At 69.8% G+C, this 22314-nt stretch carries 17 protein-coding genes; 15 read left to right on the plus strand and 2 right to left on the minus strand.

All coding sequences use genetic code 11. From position 1 onward, the window contains the following. Positions 1–4 precede the first annotated feature (4 nt). From ilvC to glpK, 12 genes are all read left to right on the plus strand, one after another. Positions 5–1033, plus strand: a complete 1029-nt coding sequence (gene ilvC / locus V2J18_RS18570; RefSeq protein ID WP_064747193.1) for a ketol-acid reductoisomerase — start codon at positions 5–7, stop codon at positions 1031–1033. Further along, a complete protein-coding gene (ilvG, locus tag V2J18_RS18575; protein ID WP_064747192.1) occupies positions 1033–2802 on the plus strand; it encodes an acetolactate synthase 2 catalytic subunit in 1770 nt (589 codons plus the stop codon). Before ilvC ends, ilvG begins: the two co-directional genes overlap by 1 nt. Beyond that, positions 2786–3022, plus strand: a complete 237-nt coding sequence (locus tag V2J18_RS18580; RefSeq protein WP_064747191.1) for an ACT domain-containing protein — start codon at positions 2786–2788, stop codon at positions 3020–3022. The genes ilvG and V2J18_RS18580 overlap by 17 nt, the downstream gene beginning before the upstream one ends. 185 nt (positions 3023–3207) lie before the next feature. Further along, positions 3208–4068: an aminotransferase class IV gene (locus tag V2J18_RS18585; RefSeq protein ID WP_336132556.1), complete on the plus strand. Its 861-nt coding sequence runs from the start codon at positions 3208–3210 to the stop codon at positions 4066–4068. 3 nt (positions 4069–4071) lie between these two features. Further along, positions 4072–5235, plus strand: coding sequence for a threonine dehydratase (locus V2J18_RS18590; protein ID WP_425606061.1), 1164 nt, complete (start codon positions 4072–4074; stop codon positions 5233–5235). A 5-nt stretch (positions 5236–5240) separates the two neighbouring features. Further along, entirely contained in the window at positions 5241–6839 is a 1599-nt protein-coding gene (locus tag V2J18_RS18595) for a 2-isopropylmalate synthase (RefSeq protein WP_336132557.1), read from the plus strand. 80 nt (positions 6840–6919) lie between these two features. Next, a complete protein-coding gene (gene leuC, locus V2J18_RS18600) occupies positions 6920–8368 on the plus strand; it encodes a 3-isopropylmalate dehydratase large subunit (protein ID WP_336132558.1) in 1449 nt (482 codons plus the stop codon). Continuing rightward, positions 8368–9012 carry a 3-isopropylmalate dehydratase small subunit gene (leuD, locus tag V2J18_RS18605; protein WP_336132559.1) on the plus strand — a complete coding sequence of 215 codons (645 nt, stop codon included), beginning with the start codon at positions 8368–8370 and terminating at the stop codon, positions 9010–9012. Before leuC ends, leuD begins: the two co-directional genes overlap by 1 nt. After that, on the plus strand, positions 9002–10090 hold the full coding sequence (leuB, locus tag V2J18_RS18610) for a 3-isopropylmalate dehydrogenase (RefSeq protein ID WP_064747186.1): 1089 nt from the start codon (positions 9002–9004) through the stop codon (positions 10088–10090). The genes leuD and leuB overlap by 11 nt, the downstream gene beginning before the upstream one ends. Before the next feature lie 344 nt (positions 10091–10434). Continuing rightward, positions 10435–11976: a glycerol-3-phosphate dehydrogenase gene (glpD, locus tag V2J18_RS18615; protein WP_336132560.1), complete on the plus strand. Its 1542-nt coding sequence runs from the start codon at positions 10435–10437 to the stop codon at positions 11974–11976. A 279-nt stretch (positions 11977–12255) separates the two neighbouring features. Beyond that, positions 12256–12975, plus strand: coding sequence for an MIP/aquaporin family protein (locus V2J18_RS18620; protein ID WP_222423730.1), 720 nt, complete (start codon positions 12256–12258; stop codon positions 12973–12975). Positions 12976–13097: 122 nt separating this feature from the next. Further along, positions 13098–14603, plus strand: coding sequence for a glycerol kinase GlpK (gene glpK, locus V2J18_RS18625; protein WP_336132561.1), 1506 nt, complete (start codon positions 13098–13100; stop codon positions 14601–14603). A 147-nt stretch (positions 14604–14750) separates the two neighbouring features. Here glpK and V2J18_RS18630 read toward each other — a convergent pair whose 3' ends face one another. Both V2J18_RS18630 and V2J18_RS18635 read right to left on the minus strand, forming a co-directional pair. After that, entirely contained in the window at positions 14751–17915 is a 3165-nt protein-coding gene (locus V2J18_RS18630; RefSeq protein WP_336132562.1) for an efflux RND transporter permease subunit, read from the minus strand. A 129-nt stretch (positions 17916–18044) separates the two neighbouring features. Further along, positions 18045–19163 (minus strand): efflux RND transporter periplasmic adaptor subunit, encoded by a 1119-nt coding sequence (locus tag V2J18_RS18635; RefSeq protein ID WP_336132563.1) that lies wholly within the window; start codon positions 19161–19163, stop codon positions 18045–18047. Between the two features lie 77 nt (positions 19164–19240). Between V2J18_RS18635 and V2J18_RS18640 the strand changes: the two genes are divergently transcribed. The 3 genes from V2J18_RS18640 to V2J18_RS18650 all read left to right on the plus strand — a co-directional run bounded on the left by V2J18_RS18640 (position 19241) and on the right by V2J18_RS18650 (position 22231). Then, entirely contained in the window at positions 19241–19900 is a 660-nt protein-coding gene (locus V2J18_RS18640) for a TetR/AcrR family transcriptional regulator (RefSeq protein ID WP_087960680.1), read from the plus strand. Positions 19901–20049: 149 nt separating this feature from the next. Continuing rightward, positions 20050–20718 (plus strand): protein-L-isoaspartate O-methyltransferase family protein, encoded by a 669-nt coding sequence (locus V2J18_RS18645; protein ID WP_425606063.1) that lies wholly within the window; start codon positions 20050–20052, stop codon positions 20716–20718. Between the two features lie 88 nt (positions 20719–20806). Continuing rightward, positions 20807–22231: a TolC family outer membrane protein gene (locus V2J18_RS18650; RefSeq protein WP_064747179.1), complete on the plus strand. Its 1425-nt coding sequence runs from the start codon at positions 20807–20809 to the stop codon at positions 22229–22231. Positions 22232–22314 lie beyond the last annotated feature (83 nt).

A 22314-nucleotide genomic window follows, 5' to 3' on the forward strand; every position in this document is an offset into this window, starting at 1 on the left:
CACCATGACCACCAGCACCGCCTCCCGCCCCAAGATCGCCATCGTCGGCTACGGCAGCCAGGGCCGCGCTCATGCGCTGAACCTGCGCGACTCCGGCTTCGACGTCACCGTAGGCCTGCGCCCGGGCGGCCCGACCGAGATCAAGGCCAAGGCCGACGGTTTCGCCGTCGCCACGCCGGCCGAAGCGGTCGCCGCCGCCGACCTGGTCGCGGTGCTGACCCCGGACATGGTCCAGCCGCAGCTGTACCGCGACGTCATCGAACCGAACATCCGCCAGGGCGCCTGCCTGCTGTTCGCGCACGGCTTCAACGTCCACTACGGCCAGATCGCGCCGCGCGCCGACCTCGACGTGGTCCTGGTGGCGCCCAAGGGTCCGGGCGCGCTGGTCCGCCGCGAGTACGAAATCGGCCGCGGCGTGCCCAGCGTCTACGCCGTGCACCAGGACAAGAGCGGCCGCGCCGAGGAGTTCGCCCTGACTTACTGCGCCGGCATCGGCGGCGCGCGCCAGAACGCGATCAAGACCACCTTCAAGGAAGAGACCGAGACCGACCTGTTCGGCGAGCAGGCGGTGCTGTGCGGCGGCGCGACCAAGCTGGTCCAGGCCGGCTGGGAAACCCTGGTCGAAGCCGGCTACCAGCCGGAAGTCGCGTACTACGAGTGCCTGCACGAACTGAAGCTGATCGTCGACCTGTTCTACGAAGGCGGCGTGACCCGCATGCACGAATTCATCAGCGAGACCGCGCAGTACGGCGCGCTGACCCGCGGCCCCTACGTGGTCGACGACAACACCAAGGCGCAGATGCGCAAGGTCCTGGCCGAAATCCAGGACGGCACCTTCGCCAAGCAGTGGATCGCCGAATACGCCGCCGGCAACGCCCACTACAAGGCGCTCAAGCAGGGCGACCTGGAGCATCCGATCGAGGCGGTCGGCAAGAAGCTGCGCGCCAACATGAAGTGGCTGGACACCGCGCCCAAGGCGCAGCCCGCCGCTCCCGCCGCGACCCGCGGCGAACGACAGGAAGAGGCCGCCTGATGAACGGTGCCCGCTGGCTGGTGCAAGCACTGGCCGCAGAAGGCGTGGACACGCTGTTCGGTTATCCGGGCGGCACCATCATGCCTTTCTACGATGCCCTGCACGGGTCGGACCTCAAGCATGTGCTGGTCCGTCACGAGCAAGGCGCGGCTTTCGCGGCCAACGGCTATGCCCGTGCCAGCGGGCGAGTCGGCGTCTGCGTAGCCACGTCCGGTCCGGGCGCTTCCAACCTGGTCACCGGCATCGCCGACGCGATGCTGGACTCGGTGCCGATGGTCGCCATCACCGGCCAGGTCGCGACCACGCTGATGGGCACCGATGCGTTCCAGGAGCTGGACGTGTTCGGCATGACCCTACCGATCGTCAAGCACAGCTTCCTGGTGCGCAGCGTCGACGAGCTGCCGCGGACGGTCGCCGAGGCGTTCCGCCTGGCCCGTTCCGGCCGCCCCGGCCCGGTGCTGATCGATCTGCCCAAGGACGTGCAGAACGCCGACGCCTCGCATCTGGCCGCGCACGCGCCGCTGCCGGTCGACCCGGTGCCGCGCGCGCCGGACGCGGCCTACCACGAAGCCGCGGCGCTGATCGCGCACGCGCGCAAGCCGCTGATCTACGGCGGCGGCGGCATCGCCCTGGGCGGCGCGGTCGAATCGTTCCGCGCCTTCGTCGAAGGCAGCCAGATCCCGGCGGTGCTGACGTTAAAAGGCCTGGGCGCGCTGCCGGCCGAGCACGCGCTGAACCTGGGCATGCTCGGCATGCACGGCAACCGCGCGGCCAATCTGTCGGTGCAGGAATGCGATCTGCTGATCGTCGTCGGCGCCCGCTTCGACGACCGCGCCACCGGCAAGCTGGCCGAATTCGCGCCCAACGCGCGGGTCGTGCACATGGACCTGGACGCCTGCGAGATCGGCAAGCTGCGCTACGCCGACGCCGCGGTGCAGGGCGACCTGCGCCGTTCGCTGGACGCGCTGACAGCGCCGGTCACCGCCCAGTTGCAGGGTCGCAACGGCGGCGCCCGCCGCGCCTGGCGCGACACCTGCCTGCAGCGCAAGCGCGATTGCGCGCCGCGCTACGACGCGCCCGGCGAAAGCGTGTACGCGCCGGCGCTGCTCAAACGCCTGTCGGAACTGGCGCCGGAGGCGGTGGTCGCCTGCGACGTCGGCCAGCACCAGATGTGGGTCGCCCAGCACTGGCGCTTCGACGACCCGCGCAAGCACCTGACCAGCGGCGGCCTGGGCGCGATGGGCTTCGGCGTGCCGGCGGCGATGGGCGCGCAGCTGGCCCATGCCGACGGAGGCGAGCCGGAAGCGCGGGTGATCTGCGTCAGCGGCGACGGCTCGTTCCTGATGAACGTGCAGGAGCTGGCGACCATCGCCCGCTACCGCCTGCCGGTGAAGATCGTCCTGCTCGACAACCAGGCCCTGGGCATGGTGCGGCAATGGCAGGAGCTGTTCTTCGAACGCCGCTATTCCGAAATCGATCTGTCCGACAACCCGGACTTCTGCGCCCTGGCCGCCGCATTCGGGGTCAAGGCGATGTACGTCGACCGCGCCGACTCGGTCGACGAGGCCCTGGCCTACATGCTGGAAACCCCGGGCCCGGTGCTGCTGCACGTCGCCATCGACCAGGCCGCCAACGTCTGGCCGCTGGTGCCGCCGAACCACAACAACGCCCAGATGCTCGATCCCGAAGCGGCCGACGCCGACGCGATCGTCAGTCTGAGCCCCACCACCCCCAACGCGACGGAGGACGCCCATGCGATACCAGCTTGATCTGACCCTGCGCCAGGCCGAAGGCGCGCTGGCTCGCGTACTGGGCGCCGCCGAGCGCCGCGGCTTCCGTCCGCTGTCGGTGGACGGCGAAGCGCAACCCGACGGCGATCGCTGGCACCTGCGCATGACGGTGGAGGGCGATCGCGCCGACACCGCGCTGCAGACCCAGCTCGCCAAGCTCTACGACTGTCTTGCCGTTGAGGTTTCCCCATGCACCTGACCGCCGAAACCCTGGAACGTCCGGCCGCGGCCGAAAACCAATCGCCCGCGCAAGCCGCGGCTGCGACGCGCGAGCGCGCGTATGTGCCGGCGCGCAGCGAGGCGGCGCGCGCTGAAGTCGAACCGTCGACCGCGGCTCGTAGTCCTGAGTCCCGCGCTCGTAGCGAAGTCCCGACTTCCCAGCGAATGCCGCTCATTTGGTTCGATGGCCAGTTCATCCCCGGCGACGCGCCGGAAGCGCCGCTGACCACCCACGCCATGCATTACGGCACCGCGGTGTTCGAAGGCATCCGCAGCTACGCCACCGCCGACGGCGGCGCGGCGGTGTTCCGCCTGCCCGAGCACATGGAGCGCATGCGCAAGGGTGCGGACATGTTCGGCATCGACTTCGACGTCGAGCGGGCCAGCCAGGCGACCCTGGCCACCCTGCGCGCCAACGGCCACCGCGACGCCTACATCCGCCCGCTGACCTGGATGGGCACGGGCAGCATCGGCCTGGACGTCGATCCGCTGAGCCAGCATCTGATGATCGCGACCCTGCCCAAGGTCGTGCATCTGGGCGGCGCGCGCACCCGCCTGACCGTGTCGCCGTGGAAGCGCAACCCGGCCACCTCGCTGCCGGCGCTCAAGCTCAGCGGCGCCTACGTCAATTCGATCCTGGCCAAGCGCGAAGCCAAGCAGCGCGGCTTCGACGAGGCCTTGTTCACCGACGACAAAGGCTATGTGGTCGAGTGCACCGGCGCCAATGTGTTCATGGTCAAGAACGGCGTGGTGACCTCGGTCGAACATCGCGACGCCCTGCCCGGCATCACCCGCGACACCATGATCGAGCTGTCCGGCGCGCAATCGCGCGAGGTCACCCTGCACGAACTGCTCGACGCCGACGAAGTCTTCGTCTGCGGCACCGCCGCCGAAGCCACCCCGATCAGCGTGCTGGACCGCCGCGAATTCGGCGACAACCCGGTCACGCGCGAGCTGGCCGCCCTGTACGCACGCGTCGTGCGCGGCGAAGAGCCGCGCTACGCCGCCTGGCTGACCGCGGTCTGAGCCATGGACTGCGACGTAGCCAGCCTGGCCACGCTCAGCGCCGCCGACCTGTTGGCGGCGCAAGTGCGGCTGAGGCGTTATCTGGAGCCGACTCCGCTGCACCACGCCGAGCGCTTCGGCTGCTGGTTGAAACTGGAGAACCTGCAGCGCACCGGCTCCTACAAGGTGCGCGGCGCGCTCAACGCCCTGCTGGCCGGGCGCGAACGCGGCGATCATCGTCCGGTGATCGCCGCCTCGGCCGGCAATCATGCCCAGGGCCTGGCCTGGGCCGCGTATCGCCTGGGCGTCCCCGCGATCACGGTCATGCCGCGCACCGCGCCGCAGACCAAGGTCGCCGGCGTCGCCCATTGGGGCGCCACCGTGCGCCTACACGGCGACGGCTACGACGACGCCAAGGCCTTCGCCAAGGAACTGGCCGAGCAGCACGACTACCGGCTGCTGTCGGCCTTCGACGACCCCGACGTGATCGCCGGCCAGGGCACGATCGGCCTGGAACTGGCGGCCTTCCTGCCCGACGTGGTGCTGGTGCCGATCGGCGGCGGCGGCCTCGCCGCCGGCGTGGCGATGGCGTTGAAGTCGCAGCTGCTGGCGGGCGGCGCCGCCGGCCGCAAGGTGCGGGTGATCGGCGCCCAGGTCGAAGGCGTGGACTCGATGGCGCGCGCCCTGCGCGGCGATCGCCGCCTGCTCGAGCCGGCCGCGACCCTGGCCGACGGCGTGCGGGTCAAAGAGCCCGGCCGCCTGACCGAGCGCGTGCTCGGCGAAATGCTCGACGACGTGGTGATCGTGCGCGAAGCCGAGCTGCGCGAAACCCTGGTCCGGCTCGCGCTGGAAGAACACATCATCGCCGAGGGCGCCGGCGCCCTGGCCCTGGCCGCCGGTCGCCGCATCGTCGGCAAGCGCAAATGCGCGGTGGTGTCCGGCGGCAACGTCGACGCCGGGGTGCTGGCGCAGCTGCTGTCGGACGTGCGGCCGCGGCCGCCGCGGCGCCCGCGCCGGCGCAACCGCGAAGCGCTCGGTCGCGAAGCGGCCACCGTCGAGGCGGACATTTACAAGCTCGCCAATCTCGATCCCGCGATGCGACTTAGTCGGGGCCGCCGCGGCCCCGACTCCCGCCCCAGCGACGATGCCACGACTTCCAACCCGCGTTACGCCGTATTAGAGGATTGATTCCCATGAACGACACGTCCGGACCGGTAGTACCGACCGACCCGCCGCAACAACAGGTCACGATTTTCGACACCAGCCTGCGCGACGGCGAGCAGTCGCCGGGCTGCAGCATGACCGCCAGCCAGAAGCTGCGCTTCGCCCATGCCTTGTCCGAACTCGGCGTCGACGTGATCGAGGCCGGCTTTCCCGCCAGTTCCGAGGCCGACCTGGAAGGCACCCGGGCGATCGTGCGCGAAGTGCGCGGCTCGACCCTGGCGACCCTGGCCCGCTGCCACCCCGGCGACATCGAAGCCTGCGCGCGCGCCCTGGAAGGCGCGGCCAAGCCGCGTATCCACGTGTTCATCTCCACCAGCCCGCTGCACCGCCAGCACAAGCTCAACCTGGACAAGCAGCAGGTGACCGAGCGCGCGATCGCCGCGATCGAGCAGGCGCGCCGCTACGTCGACGACGTCGAGTTCTCCTGCGAGGACGCGCTGCGCACCGAGCACGATTATCTGGTCGAGATCTGCAGCGCCGCGGTCGCCGCCGGCGCGCGCACGCTGAATATTCCCGACACCGTCGGCTACACCACCCCGAGCGAGATCCGCGCCCTGTTCGAACACCTGCGTGGCAACGTGCGCGACGCCGACAAGGCGGTGTTCAGCGCCCACTGCCACAACGACCTGGGCCTGGCCGTGGCCAACAGCCTGGCCGCGATCGAAGGCGGCGCGCGCCAGGTCGAATGCACCATCAACGGCATCGGCGAACGCGCCGGCAACTGCGCGCTGGAAGAGCTGGTGATGGCGCTGCGGGTGCGCAACGCCTACTACAACGTCGGCACCCGCATCGACAGCCGCCGGCTGGTGCCGACCTCGCGCCTGCTGTCGCGCATCACCGGCATGGTGGTCCAGCGCAACAAGGCCATCGTCGGCCAGAACGCGTTCGCGCACGAATCGGGCATCCACCAGCACGGCATGCTCAAGCACCGCGGCACCTACGAGATCATGCACCCGGAGACCGTGGGCTGGGCGCAGTCGCAGATGGTCATGGGCCGCCACAGCGGCCGCGCCGCGCTGAGCGACCGCCTGCAGGCCTTGGGCTTCAGCCTGGACGAGGCGCGTTTGAACGCGGTGTTCGCCAGCTTCAAGGCGTTGGCCGAGAAGAAGCGCGAAGTGTTCGACGCCGACCTGGAGGCGCTGGTGCTCGGCGCCGACGCCAAGGCCGCGCGCGGCTACCGGCTGGTGCGCGCCCACGTCAGCACCGGCGTCGCCGACGGCAGCTTGCCGACCGCGAGCGTGCAGTTGGTCGAGCCCGACGGCGCCACGATCAGCGAAGCCGCGGTCGGCGACGGACCGGTGCACGCGCTGTTCGCCGCCCTGGCCCGCGCTACCGGCATCGCCCTGCGCATCGACAGCTACAACGTCTCCAGCGTGACCACCGGCGACGATGCCCAGGGGCAGGCCAGCGTGACCGCGCGCGTGGACGGGATCGAGCTGACCGGCTCCGGGACCAGCACCGACATCATCGAGGCCAGTGCGCTGGCCTGGCTGGAGTTGGCCAACCGCTTGCTGCGCACCCGTCAGCAAGCCGAGTCGCAGCCGCACAAGGTCGCCGCCACCGCCTGACCTGAGCCCTTCTCCCGCAACCGGGAGAAGGGACACCGAAGATCGAACCATTCAAGCCGAAAGCCATAGTCGCCCCCATCATGACTTCAGCCACCCAGCCCAGCACCCTGTTCGACAAACTGTGGGACGCCCACCTGGTCGCGCCCGAAAGCGAGGCCGCGCCCGCGGTGCTGTACATCGACCTGCACCTGATCCACGAGGTCACCTCGCCGCAGGCCTTCGCCGAACTCGAAGCGCGCGGCCTCAAACCGCGCCGCACCGATCTGACCAAGGGCACGCTCGACCATTCCACCCCGACCCTGCCCGCCGGCGCCGACGGCCGTCTGCCCTACTACACCGCCGAGGCCGAGCATCAGGTCGACACCCTGCGCCGCAACTGCGCGCGCCACGGCATCGAGCTGTTCGATTTCGACAGCGCCCATCGCGGCATCGTCCACGTGATCGGCCCGGAACTGGGTCTGACCCAGCCCGGCCAGACCATCGTCTGCGGCGACAGCCACACCGCCACCCACGGTGCGTTCGGCGCGCTGGCCTTCGGCATCGGCACCAGCGAAGTCGGCCACGTGCTGGCCACCCAATGCCTGCTGCAGCGCAAGCCCAAGACCCTGGCGATCAACATCGAAGGCGAGCTGGCCCCCGGCGTCGGCGCCAAGGACCTGATCCTGCACGTGATCGGCGAAATCGGCGTCAACGGCGGCACCGGCCACGTCATCGAGTACCGCGGCTCGACCGTGCGCGCGCTGTCGATGGACGAGCGCATGACGGTGTGCAACATGTCGATCGAGGCCGGCGCCCGCGCCGGCCTGATCGCGCCGGACCGGGTCACCTACGACTATCTGGCCAAGACCCCGCGCGCGCCGCGCGGCGCCGACTTCGAGCGCGCCGTGGCGCGTTGGAGCGAGTTCAAGACCGACCCAGGCGCACGCTTCGACCGCGAAGTGCATATCGATGCGTCCACGATCAAGCCGACCCTGACCTGGGGCACGCACCCGGGCCAGGTCGCCGCGGTCGACGCGGCGTTGCCGCAGGCCGGCGACGCCGACGAGGCCAAGGCCCTGGCCTACATGGGCTTCGAAGGCGGCAGCGCGCTGGCCGGACGTCCGGTCGACGTGGTGTTCGTCGGCAGTTGCACCAACTCGCGCCTGTCCGACCTGCGCCAGGCCGCCGAGGTGCTGCGTGGCCGCCACGTGCATCCGCGCGTGCGCATGCTGGTCGTGCCCGGCTCCGAGCAGGTCAAGCGCGATGCCGAGGCCGAGGGCCTGGACGCGGTGATCCGCGCCGCCGGCGCCGAATGGCGCGAACCCGGTTGCTCGATGTGCATCGCCATGAACGGCGATCTGGTCGGCGCCGGTCAGTTGGCGGTATCGACCAGCAACCGCAATTTCGAGGGCCGCCAAGGCAAGGGTGCGCGCACTCTGCTGGCTTCGCCGCTGACCGCGGCGGCCTGCGCCGTCGCCGGACGGGTGGTCGACCCGCGCGATTACCTCGCCCATGCCGCCCAAGCCTCGGCCGTCCAGGAGGTCGCGTGATGTCCGCTTCCATCGCTTCTACCGACGCCGGCGCCGGCTTCGTCGAACTGGTCTCGCGCACCGTGGTGCTGCGCGAGCGCAACATCGACACCGACCAGATCATCCCGGCGCGCTTTCTGACCACCACCGAGCGCAAGGGCCTGGGCAAGTTCGCCTTCAACGACTGGCGCTACCTGGCCGACGGCTCGCCCAACCCGGCCTTCGAGTTCAACAAGCTCGCAAACGCCGGCGCCGCGATCCTGGTCGCCGGGCGCAATTTCGGCTGCGGCTCTTCGCGCGAACACGCGCCCTGGGCGCTGACCGACCTCGGCCTGCGCGCGGTGATCAGCAGCGAGATCGCCGACATCTTCCGCAGCAACTCGCTCAAGAACGGCCTGCTGCCGGTGGTGGTCGAGCAGGCGCTGCTCGACGAGCTGCTCGCCCGGCCGGGCATCGAGCTGCGCATCGACGTGCGCGAACGCCGCCTGCATCTGCCCGACGGGCGCTCGGTCGAGTTCCCGCTCGACGCCTTCGCCCAGACCTGCCTCATCGAGGGCGTCGACCAGCTCGGCTATCTGCTGCGCCAGCAGCAGGCGATCAATCACTACGAACAGCGCCGCGCCGCGGCGCAATCCCCATCCCAGGAGTCCTCCCATGCGCGCTGACATCGTCGTTCTGCCCGGCGACGGCATCGGTCCGGAAGTCACTGCCGCCGCGGTCGAAGTGCTGCGCGCGGTCGCGGCCCGCTACGGTCACCATTTTGAACTGCGCGAGCATGCGATCGGCGGCGCCGCGATCGACGCCAGCGGCGAGCCGCTGCCGGCGGCGACCCTGCAGGCCTGCCAGCGCGCCGACGCGGTGCTGCTGGGCGCGGTCGGCGGCCCCAAGTGGTCCGATCCGCAAGCCAAGGTCCGCCCCGAGCAAGGCCTGCTGGCGCTGCGCAAGGGACTGGGCCTGTACGCCAACCTGCGCCCGGTGCAACCGCACGCCGCCACCCTCGGCGCGTCGCCGATCAAACCGCACCTGCTGGCCGGGGTCGACCTGATGGTGGTGCGCGAACTCACCGGCGGCATCTATTTCGGCCGCAAGCAACGCAGTCCCGACGCCGCCAGCGACCTGTGCGAGTACAGCGTGGCCGAGATCGAACGGGTCGTGCGCCGCGCCTGCGAACTCGCCCGCGGCCGCCGCAAGCATGTGGTCTCGGTCGACAAGGCCAACGTGCTGGAGACCTCGCGGTTGTGGCGCGAAGTCGCGGCAAAGGTGGCGCGCGAGGAATTCCCCGACGTGACCCTGGAGCATCAGCTGGTCGATTCGATGGCGATGCATCTGATCGCCAAGCCGCGCGCGTTCGACGTGATCGTCACCGAGAACATGTTCGGCGACATCCTCACCGACGAAGCCTCGATGCTGGCCGGTTCGCTGGGCCTGCTGCCCTCGGCCTCGCTCGGCGAAGGCAAGGTCGGTCTGTACGAACCGATCCACGGTTCGGCGCCGGACATCGCCGGCCGCGGCATCGCCAACCCCTGCGGCACCATCCTCAGCGCCGCGCTGCTGCTGCGCCATTCGCTGGGCCTGGAGGCCGAGGCCGAATGCGTCGAGCGCGCGGTCGCCGCGGTGCTGGAGGCCGGCACGCTGACCGCCGACCTGGCCCCGGCCGGCCGCGCCGCGACCACCGCCGAAGTCACCGCGGCGGTGTTGGCCCAGCTCGAGCTGCCGTGTCAGGTCGCCGAGCTGCGCGATTGAGCGGAGACGACGGGCGGATGCGATGAACGCACAGCCCATTCCGCCTCCCTGAACACGCCGTATCGAACCCGTCGTATCGAACCCGCCGCGTTGCGCGGCCCATGCCACGTCCCGCGCAACGCAAGCGTCGCGCATTACAAAGAGGTCTCTCCGGCCCGTCCGTAACCCCCTTCCCGAAGCCGGGCGGCTTCGGGATTTTTTTGCCCGCGTCACAACCGCGCGATCGCGAACCCGTCACCCGCCGTTGATGTGAACCCTGGCAACAATCGCGCCACGAGCCTGTGCCATCATCCTGACGCAACCTGGGTCGGCCACGTGCGACCTGCAGACAGTCGCGGGAACGCATGACCGAAACGGACCTCAGTGTCGACCTGCTGGTGGTCGGCGGCGGCATCAACGGTGCCGCGATCGCGCGCGACGCCGCCGGCCGCGGGTGGTCGGTGCTGCTGTGCGAGCGCGACGACCTCGCCGCGCACACCTCCAGCGCCAGCACCAAGCTCATCCACGGCGGCCTGCGCTATCTGGAGCAGTACGAGTTCGCCCTGGTCGGCAAGGCCCTGGCCGAACGCAAGCGCCTGCTGCGCATGGCGCCGCACATCATCCGGCCGCTGCGCTTCGTACTGCCGCACCAGCCGCATCTGCGCCCGGCCTGGCTGATCCGCCTGGGCCTGTTCCTGTACGACCGCCTCGGCGGACGCCGCGGCCGCGGCTTGCCCGGTTCGCGCTCGGTCAACCTGCGCAAGCACATCGCCGGGCGCCCGCTGCAGGACGAATTCGTGCGCGGCTTCGTCTATTCCGACGCCTGGGTCATGGATGCGCGCCTGGTCGTGCTCAACGCGATGGACGCCGCCGAGCGCGGCGCCGACGTCCTGACCCGCACCGCCTGCGTCGCCGCGCAGCGCGAACGCGACGGCTGGCGGGTGCGCCTGCGCGGCCCCGGCGGCCGGGCCCGCGACGTGCGCGCGCGCGTGCTGGTCAATGCCGCCGGCCCCTGGGCGGCGCGCTTCCTCGACGAGGTCGCGCGGCTGCCACATGCGCGCCGGCTGCGCCTGATCAAGGGCAGCCACATCGTCGTGCCGAGGCTGTTCGATCACGACCATGCCTACATCTTCCAGCAACCCGACCGGCGCATCGTGTTCGCGATCCCCTTCGAACAGGCCTACACCCTGATCGGCACCACCGATGTCGACTACCGCGACGATCCCGCCGCGCCGCGCATCGACGAAGCCGAAACCGCCTACCTGTGCGAAGCCGCTTCGCGCTATTTCAAGCGGCCGATACGCCCGCACGACGTGGTCTGGAGCTACAGCGGCGTGCGGCCGCTGCTCGACGACGACAACGACCGGGCTTCGCAGATCACCCGCGACTACCTGCTCGATCTGGATCGCGGCGGCGCGCCGCTGCTGAACGTGTTCGGCGGCAAGCTGACCACCGCGCGCAAGCTGGCCGAAGAAGCTTGCGACCGGCTCGCCGACGATCTCGGCGCGACGCGACCGGCCTGGACCGGCGATGCGCCGCTGCCCGGCGGCGACCTGCCCGGAGCCGACTTCGACGCCTTCCACGAAGATTTCAGCCTGCGCCGGCCGTGGCTGCCGGACGCGCTGGCGCTGCGCCTGTGCCGCAGCTACGGCAGCCGCGCCTTGCGTGTGCTGGAGAACTGCGCGCGCCTGGACGACCTGGGCGACTGCTTCGGCGCCGATCTGTACGCGGTCGAAGTCGACTATCTGGTCGATTACGAATGGGCGCGCACCGCCGAGGACATCCTGTGGCGGCGCTCCAAGCTCGGCCTGCGCATCGACGCCGCGGGCGTGGAACAGTTGCAGGGCTATGTGGCGCGGCGCGTGGCCGGCCGGGCGGATGCGCAGGCGCAGGTGGGGTTCGCATGAATCCTCGTGCGCCCGCATGCGGTGCATGCGCGAGCGACGTCATCGTCGTGCCGGCACGGCCGCGCCGCCGCCCGGGTTCGGGCCGGCCCGGATCTCCTCGTCCCTTTGCATCGTCGTCCCCGCGAACGCGGGGGTCCAGGGCTTCACCGCACCAGGCACCGAAGCCTCCGGTGTCCCGCCTTCGCGGGAATGACGGCAGAACGGCGTCCCCGGCCTGACAGCCGCCTCGCAAGATCCGCCAAGCCCGCACCGCTCGCGTCCCCCAGGAGATCCATCGCGATGCCCACCCCGATGTCGCAATACCTCAGCGAATTCGTCGCCACCGGCATCCTGATCCTGCTCGGCAACGGCGTGGTCGCCGGCGCGCTGTTGAACCGCTCCAAGGCGCAGGGCGCCGGCTGGGGCGTGATCACCGCGGCCTGGGGCCTGGCGGTGCTGATCGGCATCTTCATCGCCGGTCCGACCAGCGGCGCGATCATGAATCCCGCCCTGACCCTGGCCCTGGCCGCGATCGGCAAGCTGTCCTGGTCGCTGGTCCCCGGCTTCGTCGCCGCCCAGCTCGCCGGCGCCTTCGCCGGCGCGGTGCTGGTGTGGCTGAGCTATCTCGCCCATTGGCGGCTCAGCGACGATCCCGCGGCCAAGCTGGCGATCTTCTGCACCGCACCCGCCGTGCGCGACACTCGCGCCAACCTGCTGACCGAAGCCATCGGCACCTTCGTGCTGACCTTCGCCGCGCTCGCCATCGGCGCCAACAGCCTCGCCCCCGGCCTGGGCCCGTTCGGCGTCGGCCTGTTGGTGGTGGTGATCGGCATGTCGCTCGGCGGCCCGACCGGTTACGCGATCAACCCCGCTCGCGATCTCGGCCCGCGTCTGGCCCATGCGCTGCTGCCGATCGCCGGCAAAGGCGGCTCGGACTGGGGCTATGCCTGGGTGCCGGTGGTCGCGCCGGTGGTCGGCGCGGTGGCGGGAGCGTTCGCGTTTCAGGCTGTGTATGGATGAGAAGCGGGCATGGGGAGTCGCAAGGCGTTGCGTCGCTGAATCGTTCCGACTCCCTCACTCGATTCCCTCTCTCGACTCTCGACTCTCGATTTCCGACTCCCGACCTCCGCACGAGTACCCCTATGGATAAGCCCTACATCCTGGCCATCGACCAAGGCACGACCAGCTCGCGCGCGATCCTGTTCGATCGCCAGGGCGCGGTGGTCGGCATCGCCCAACGCGAGTTCGAGCAGATCTTCCCGCGCCCGGGCTGGGTCGAGCACGATCCGCGCGAGATCCTCGCCAGCGTGCAGACCACCGCGATCGAGGTCATGACCAAGGCCCAGGTCGGCCCCGAGCAGATCGCCGGCATCGGCATCACCAATCAGCGCGAGACCACCGTGGTGTGGGACCGCCACACCGGCCAGGCGGTGCACAACGCCATCGTCTGGCAGTCGCGGCAGACCGCGGCGATTTGCGACCGGCTCAAGGCCGAGGGCTACGAGCCGCTGGTGCGCGAACGCACCGGCCTGTTGATCGACGCCTATTTCTCCGGCACCAAGGTCAAGTGGATTCTCGACAACGTCGAGGGCGCGCGCGAGCGCGCCGAGCGCGGCGATCTGCTGTTCGGCACCATCGACACCTGGCTGATCTGGAACCTGTCGGAGAACCGCGCCCACGTCACCGACTACAGCAATGCCTCGCGCACGCTGATGTACGACATCCACAAGCGCCAGTGGTGTCCGGAACTGCTGAAGATGCTCGACGTACCGGCCTCGATGCTGCCGGAAGTGCGCTCCAGCAGCGAGGTCTACGCCCATACCGGCGCGCGCCACTTCTTCAACAACTCGGTGCCGATCTGCGGCGTCGCCGGCGACCAGCAGGCGGCGCTGTTCGGCCAGGCCTGCTTCGCCCCGGGCATGGCCAAGAACACCTACGGCACCGGCTGCTTCCTGCTGATGAACACCGGCGAGAAAGCGGTGCGTTCGGACAACGGCCTGCTCACCACCATCGCCTGGGGCATCGACGGCCAGGTCGAGTACGCGCTGGAAGGCAGCATCTTCGTCGCCGGCTCGGCGGTGCAGTGGCTGCGCGACGGCCTGCGCCTGTTCGGCAAGGCCGGCGACTCGCAGGCCTACGCCGACCGCGCGCGCTCCACCGACGGGGTCTATTTCGTGCCGGCCTTCGTCGGCCTCGGCGCGCCGTACTGGCGCAGCGACGTGCGCGGCGCCATGTTCGGCCTGACCCGCGGCACCAGCAAGGAGCACTTCGTGCGCTCGGTGCTGGAATCGCTGGCCTACCAGACCCGCGACGTGCTCGAAGCGATGCAGGCCGATTCGGGCATCCGGCTGACTTCGCTGCGCGCCGACGGCGGCGCGATCGGCAACGATTTCACCGCCCAGTTCCAGGCCGACATCCTCGACGTGCCGCTGAAGCGGCCGCGGGTCAACGAAACCACCGCGCTCGGGGCGGCCTATCTGGCCGGGTTGGCGGTCGGCTTCTGGGACAGCCGGGAGCAGATCGCGCAGCAGTGGCAGGTCGAACGCAGCTTCGAGCCGCAGATGAGCGGCGCCGAGCGCGAGAAGTTGTATGCCGGGTGGAAACGGGCGATCGAGGCGACACTGGCGTTCAGCGTCGAGCACGCTTAGGCCTGGCGGGCTCACCCCAACCCCTCTCCCACAGTGGGAGAGGGCCGGGGGTGAGGGCGCGCGACAGCGCGAAATCCGCAACGCCATCCGCGGCAACACGCTCCCCGCCTTTTGTCGCAAGCGGGGAAAACACCACTACCGCCGCGCTCAAGCCTCCGCCGGCACCTTGACCTTGAACCAGGCCGCGTACAGCGCCGGCAGGAACAGCAGGGTCAACAGCGTCGCGACCAGCAGGCCGCCCATGATCGCCACCGCCATCGGCCCGAAGAAGGCGCTGCGCGACAGCGGAATCATCGCCAAGATCGCCGCCAGCGCGGTCAGCACGATCGGCCGGAAGCGGCGCACGGTCGCGTCTACTATCGCCTTCCACGGTTCGTGGCCCTCGCTGCGGTCCTGTTCGATCTGATCGACCAGGATCACCGAGTTGCGCATGATCATGCCGGCCAGGGCGATCGTGCCGAGCATGGCGACGAAGCCGAACGGCACCCGGAACACCAGCAGGAACAAGGTCACGCCGATCAGGCCCAGCGGCGCGGTCAGCAGTACCATGAAGCTGCGCGAGAAGCTGCGCAGCTGCAGCATCAGCAGGGTGAACACCGCGAACAGGAACAGCGGCATGCCGGCGTTGATCGACTTCTGCCCGCGCGCGGAGTCCTCGACGCTGCCGCCGATGTCGATCGAGTAGCCGTACGGCAGCTGCGCGCGCAACCCGTCCAGGGTCGGCGAGATCTGCGCCATTGCGCTGGACGGCTGGGTACCGTCGTAGATGTCGGCGCGCACGGTCATGGTCGGCAGGCGATCGCGGTGCCAGATGATGCCTTCCTCGAAACCGTAATCCAGGGTCGCGACCTGGGTCAGCGGCACGCTGCGGCCGTTGCTCGTCGGCACCATCAGGCTGCCGAGCATGTCCAGCTGCAAGCGCTCCTGTTCGGGACCGCGCAGCAGCATCTCGATCAGTTCGTTGCTCTCGCGGTAGGTGCTGATGTGCGAGCCCGACAGCGAACTGGACAGGAACTGCGACAGCTGCGCCGAGCTGATGCCGAGCGCACGCGCGCGCTCCTGGTCGACCTGCAGGCGCACGACCTTGTTCGGCTCGTCCCAATCCAGGTTGACGTTGGCCACGTGCGGGTTGGCGCGGATCTTCTCGCGCACCTGGTAGGCGATCTTGCGCACCTGGTCGATGTGCTCGCCGGAAACGCGGAACTGCACCGGGTAGCCGACCGGCGGGCCGTTCTCCAGCCGGGTCACGCGCAACTGCAGCTCGGGGAAGCGCGGCGCCACGTCCTCGATGACCCACTTGCGCAGGGTTTCGCGCGCTTCCAGATCCTTGGGCATCAGCACGAACTGGGCGAAGTTGGCCGCCGGCAGCTGCTGGTCCAGCGGCAGGTAGAAGCGCGGCGAACCGGTGCCGACATAAGCCACGTAGTTGGACAGATCCTTGCGCTGCTTGAGCATGGCTTCCAGGCGCTGGGCCTGGACGGCGGTCTGGCGCAGCGAGCTGCCTTCGGCCAGCTCCATGTCGACCATCAGCTCGGGGCGCACCGAGTCGGGGAAGAACTGCTGCGGCACGAAGCGGAACATGAAGATCGAGCCGATGAAGGCGGCGATGGTGATCGCGATGACCAGCCAGCGCCGGCGCACGCACCAAGTCACCCAGCGGCGGAAGCTCACGTAGAACTTGGACTCGTAGGGGTCGTGGACGTGGCCGTCGATCGGCGGCTTGGGCGCCAGCACGCTGGCGAACATCGGCAGGCGCCGCGCCAGCGCGCTGCGCGCGTCGCGCCAGCGCGCGGCCGGCGAACCCGGCTTGGGCGGCGCCGCGGCGTGGCCGTAGTCCGGCAGCAGCTTGTCGCCGAGGAAGGGGATGAAGGCCACCGCGGCGATCCACGACACCAACAGGGCGATGGTCACCACCTGGAACAGCGAACGGGTGTACTCGCCGGTGCTCGAGGCCGCGGTCGCGATCGGCAGGAAGCCGGCGGCGGTGATCAGGGTGCCGGTCAGCATCGGGAAGGCGGTGCTGTCCCAGGCGAAAGCGGCCGCGCGCAGGCGATCGAAGCCCTGCTCCATTTTGATCGCCATCATTTCCACGGCGATGATCGCGTCGTCGACCAGCAGGCCCAGCGCCAGCACCAGCGCGCCGAGCGAGATCTTGTGCAGGCCGACGCCGAAGAAGTCCATCACCGCGAAGGTCATCGCCAGCACCAGCGGGATCGACAGCGCGACCACCAGGCCGGTGCGCAGGCCGAGCGAGAAGAAGCTGACCAGCAGCACGATCGCGACCGCCTCGGCGAGCACGCGCACGAATTCGCCGACCGATTCCTCGACCGCGGCCGGCTGGTCGGCGACCTTGCGCAGTTGCATGCCCGCCGGCAAGGTCTTCTGCAGGCGCGCGAACTCGCCTTCCAGGGTCTTGCCGAGCTTGAGGATGTCGCCGCCCTGCTTCATCGACACGCCGATGCCGATCGCGTCCTCGCCCATGAAGCGCATGCGCGGCTGCGGCGGATCGGAGAAGCCGCGCCGCACCTCGGCCACGTCGCCGAGGCGGAAGGTGCGGTCGCCGACCCGGATCGGGAAGTCTCGGATCTGCTCGACCGAGGTGAACTGGCCGCCGACGCGGATCGGCACGCGGCTGGTCGGAGTCTCGAAGAAACCCGCCGAGACCAGCGCGTTCTGCTGGTTCAGCGCGTCCTGCACCGCCTGCGCCGGGACGCCGAGGGTGGACAGTTTCACGTTCGACAGCTCGACCCAGATCTTTTCGTCCTGGACCCCGAACAGCTCGATCTTGCCCACGTCGGTCTGGCTCTGCAGCGCCAGCTGCACGCGCTCGGCATAGTCCTTGAGCACGGCGTAGTCGAAGCCGGGCCCGGTCAGGGCGTAGATGTTGCCGAAGGTGTCGCCGAACTCGTCGTTGAAGAACGGGCCGATCGCGTCGCTTGGCAAAGTCGGGCGAATGTCGCCGATCTTCTTGCGCACCTGGTACCACAGCGGCGGGATGTCCTTGGAGCGCATCGCGTCGCCGGCGACGAACATCACCTGCGATTCGCCGGCGCGCGAGTACGAGCGGATGTACTCGTACTGGCCGGTTTCCATCAGCTTCTTCTCGATCCGCTCGGTGACCTGGCGCGAGACTTCCTCGGCGGTGGCGCCGGGCCACAGCGTGCGCACCACCATGACCTTGAAGGTGAAGGCCGGATCTTCGCTGCGCCCCAGGCGCAGGTAGGACATGGCGCCGGCGATCGCCAGCACCAGCATCGCGTAGATGATCAGGCTGCGATGGCGCAGCGCCCACTCGGAGAGGTTGAAACGCATACGCTGGGCTCGCTTCGTTCAACGGCCGCCGCGCGGGACGCGGCGGCGGGATCTGGAGGGCGCCGGCGGACCGGCGCGCGAGAAAGTCGCGCGGTCGCGATCGCGGCGCCTGGAGGCGCCGCGACGCGCTCAGCGCGCGACCGGGTGGTTGTCGCGGTCGACCGGCTGCACTTTCTGGCCGTCGCGCAGCAGATGGCCGCCGGCGGCGACCACCCAGTCCTGCGCGCCCAGGCCCGACAGCACCGGCACGCTCTGCGCGCCGTAAGGGCCGGTGTGGATGGGCTTGAGCTTGACCGTGCCGCTGCGCGGGTCGGCGACGAACACCGCGCTGCCGCCGGCGGCGGTGCGTTGCAGCGCCGAGAGCGGCACGCTGAGGCCGGCCGAAACGGCGCTGGGCAGATAGATGCGCGCGCTCTGGCCGAGTTCGAGCGTGCCGGCGGGCGCATCGACGCTGACCCGCGCCGCATAAGTGCGCGAGGCCGGGTCGGCCGCCGGCGCGACTTCGCGCACCCGCGCCGGCCAACGCTTGCCGGGTTGCGACCACAATTCGACCAGGACGTCCTGGCCGGGCTTGAAGGTGGCGATCGCGCCTTCCGGCACCGCGAAGGCGACTTCGCGCACGCCGTCGGCGGCGAGCGCGAACACCTGCTGGCCGGCGGCCACGACCTGGCCGGCCTCGGCGCTGCGCGAGGCGATCACGCCGGCGCTGGGCGCGCGCAGATGGGTGTAGGCGGACTGGTTGCGGGCGACGTCGAGATTGGCGCGGGCGGCGTTGACCTGGCCCTGCGCGGCCTTCGCCGCCGCGTCCTGGGCGTCCATCGCCGAGCGACTGACCAGTTGGTCCTTGGCCAGCTGCGCGTAGCGCACCTGATCGGCGCGGGCGCGGCCGTAATCGGCTTCGGCCGCGGCCAATTGGGCCTGGGCGGCGCGCGCCTGGGCCTCGAGATCGCCGGCATCGAGCACCGCCAGCACCTGGCCGGCGGCGACGTGGGCGCCGACATCGACCTTGCGCTCGATCAGCTTGCCGCCGACCCGGAACGACAGCGGGCTTTCCTCGCGGGCGCGCACTTCGCCGGCGAAGGCCGAGACGCCGTTCGCGGCGGCGCCCGGACGGGTCACCAACACCGGACGCGCGGTTTCGGCCTGCGGCGCGGCCTTGCTGCAGGCCGTCAGGGACAGCGTCGCGGCCAGGGCCGCGCCGAGCAGCGCCGGGGCGGCGGGCTTGGCGGAAAAAATCCGGTGACGCATTGCGGTGAGCCTCATCGGGAATTAATGTACTAGTCAGTACTGTATAAATAACAAACCCGATAGTCCAGTATTCAAGCATGATGTCGCCCCGCCCCTCCAGTCCCACCCCCGAGCCGGCCAAGCCGGCCGGCCCCGGCCGCCCGAAGGACCTGAGCAAGCGCAACGCGATCCTGGAAGCGGCCAAGCGGTTGTTCCTCGGCCAGGGCTTCGACGGCGTGAGCATGGACCAGATCGCCGCCGAAGCCGGGGTCTCGAAGCTGACCGTCTACAGCCATTTCGGCGACAAAGACAGCCTGTTCGCAGCCGCGGTGCAGGCCTACTGCCAGCAGCACCTGCCCTCGCCGATGTTCGCTCCGGAGCCGGCCGCCCCCCTGCGCGAGCGCCTGCTGGCGATCGCGACCGCCTTCTACGAGATGATCAGCTCGCCCGAGGCCATCCAGATCCACCGCCTGCTGTGCTCGCCCCAGGTGGCCCAGTCGCCGCTGTCGAGAATGTTCTGGGAGGCCGGCCCGCAGCGCCTGCACGATGAGTTCGGCGCCCTGCTGCAGCGCCGGGTCGAGGCCGGCGAGCTGGACATCGACGAGGTGACGCGGGCCGCGCCGCAGTTCTTCTGCCTGGCCAAGGGCGAGCCGCATGCGCTGCTGATGTTCGGTTGCGGCGCGCCGGCCCCGGACGAGGTGCGGGCCCATCTGGAGGCCACCGTCGACCTGTTCCTGCGCGCCTATGGCCGGCGCTAGCGGCTCGCGCCGCAGGCCATACGGTGCCGTGAGTTCTGGTGACTTTCGGCACTAAGCCCCGGCAGGGGCGTGGTTAATTCTTTTTCCGCCGGGGTGCGCGCGGTCCCGGTAGAATTCGCGATTCCCCGCGCTACATGAAGACCGCTCCCATGACTACGCTCGATTACGCCAAGGCTCGTGAACTGATGGTCGAACAACAGGTTCGGCCGTGGGACGTGCTCGACCCGCGCGTGCTCGATGTGCTGGCCGGTTTGCCGCGTGAGGCGTTCGTCGCCGAAGCGCACCGCAACCTGGCCTACACCGACATCGCCCTGCCGCTGGCGCACGGCGAATTCATGCTCAAGCCGGTGCTCGAAGGCCGCGCCCTGCAGGCGCTGGAACTCGACCCGACCGACGATGTGCTGGAAATCGGCACCGGCAGCGGCTTCCTCAGCGCCTGCCTGGGCCGCCTGGCGCGCGAGGTGGTCAGCCTGGAAATCCACGCCGACCTCGCCGCGACCGCGCGCGAGCGCCTGGCCGCGCAGTCGATCCTCAACGTGCAGGTGGTCGACGCGGACGTGTTCTCCTACCGCACCGACCGTCGCTTCAACGCCATCTGCGTGACCGGCGCGGTCGCCGAATTGCCGGCGCAGTGGCTGCAATGGCTGCAGCCGGGCGGCCGCCTGTTCGTGGTCCGCGGCCGCTCGCCGGCCATGGAAGCGATCCGCGTCACCGCCGGCGAGCGCAACGAAGTCAACGCTTCGCGCATCCAATCGTTGTTCGAAACCGATTTGCCCTACCTCGTCGGCGCCGCGCCCGCGCCCGCCTTCGAGTTCTGACCGTCCTGTCAGTTCCACGTCAGTCCCCCGTAAGAACCCGCGTGCCAGCATGCGGGTTCCCAAAAACAAGCAAGCTCAAGGAAGCCGCATGGGAAGCCGCACGATCCGCCGTCCGCTCGTTCTCGCCCTGGCCCTGAGCCTGTTGCCGACCCTGGCGTCGGCCGAGGACCTGTTGCAGACCTACGAACTGGCGCGCCAGGGCGACCCGCAGCTGTCGGCCGCGCAAGCCAATCGCCTGGCGACCAAGGAAGACCGCATCCAGGCCCGCGCCGCGCTGCTGCCGTCGCTGTCCGGCAGCGTGAGCTTGAACCGCAGCCGCAGCACCAGCCAGGGCGGCAGCGGCAGCGACGACGGCAGCGACCTGCCGGCCGGCGCGATGTTCAAGTCCGAAAGCACCAATCGCCGGTCCGGCCTGACCGCGAGCCAGATGCTGTACAACCGCGCCAGCATCAAGACTTACCAGGGCCAGAACGTGCTCAGCGAGGCCAGCGACTTCACTCTGGAGTCGGCCAACCAGGAGCTGATCACCCGCACCTCGGCGGCCTACTTCGACGTGCTGGTCAAGCTCGAGAACCTGGCCGCCGCCGAAGCCGCCGAAACCGCGCTGCAAAAGCAGTTCGACTACGCGTCCAAGCGCCTGGAAGTCGGGCTGGCGCCGATCACCGACGTGCACGAAGCGCGCGCGCAGTACGACAGCGCGCGAGCCGGCACCATCACCGCGCGCAATCAGGTCGAAGACGCCTATCAGGCGCTGAGCCAGATCACCGGCCAGCCGGTGCGCACGCTCAAGGCGCTGCCGGCCGACTTCAAGCCGGCGCTGCCGGAATCGCGCGACGTCGAGAGCTGGGTCGACAACGCGGTGCAGAACAACCCCGCGCTGCATGCGCAGGAACTGCAGGTGCGCGCCTCCGAGATCGGCGTGGAAACCGCGCGCGCCGGCCACTGGCCAACCCTGAGCCTCACCGGCGGTTACAGCGACAGCGCCACCTGGGGCGACCGCACCTTCATGGGCGCCACCCGCGATGCGCCGGGTAACTCCAGCTACGGGCCGAGCATCGGCGTCGAGCTGTCGATCCCGATCTTCGCCGGCGGCCGCATCCAGTCCGGCGTGCGCCAGGCGCTGGCGCGCCGCGATGCGGCCCAGGACGAACTGGAACGGCAGAAGCGCCAGTTGGTGCGCACCACCCGCAACGCCTACCAGACCCTGGTCGCCGGCATCAGCGAAGTCGAAGCGCGGCGCCTGGCCCTGGTTTCGGCGCAGGCCGCGTACGACGCTTCGCAGGTCGGCCTGGAAGTCGGCACCCGCACCGTGCTGGACGTGCTCAACAACCAGCGCACCCTGCTGCAGGCGCAGCAGGCCTACGCCACCGCCAAGTACAACTACCTGCAGAACCGCCTGCTGCTGGAACAGGCCGCCGGTTCGCTCGACGTGGGCGACGTGCAGGAAATCAACCGTCTGCTGACCGCCGACGCCGCGACCAACCTCGCGCCGCCGCCGAGCGGGATGCAGTAAGCCCCGCGCCCGCAGCGCGATACCGAAAAACCGCCGGCATTGCCGGCGGTTTTTTCATGCCCGGACCTCGCCTATGTAGGAGC

It is taken from the genome of Lysobacter firmicutimachus (genome assembly GCF_037027445.1).
Lineage (GTDB): Bacteria > Pseudomonadota > Gammaproteobacteria > Xanthomonadales > Xanthomonadaceae > Lysobacter > Lysobacter firmicutimachus.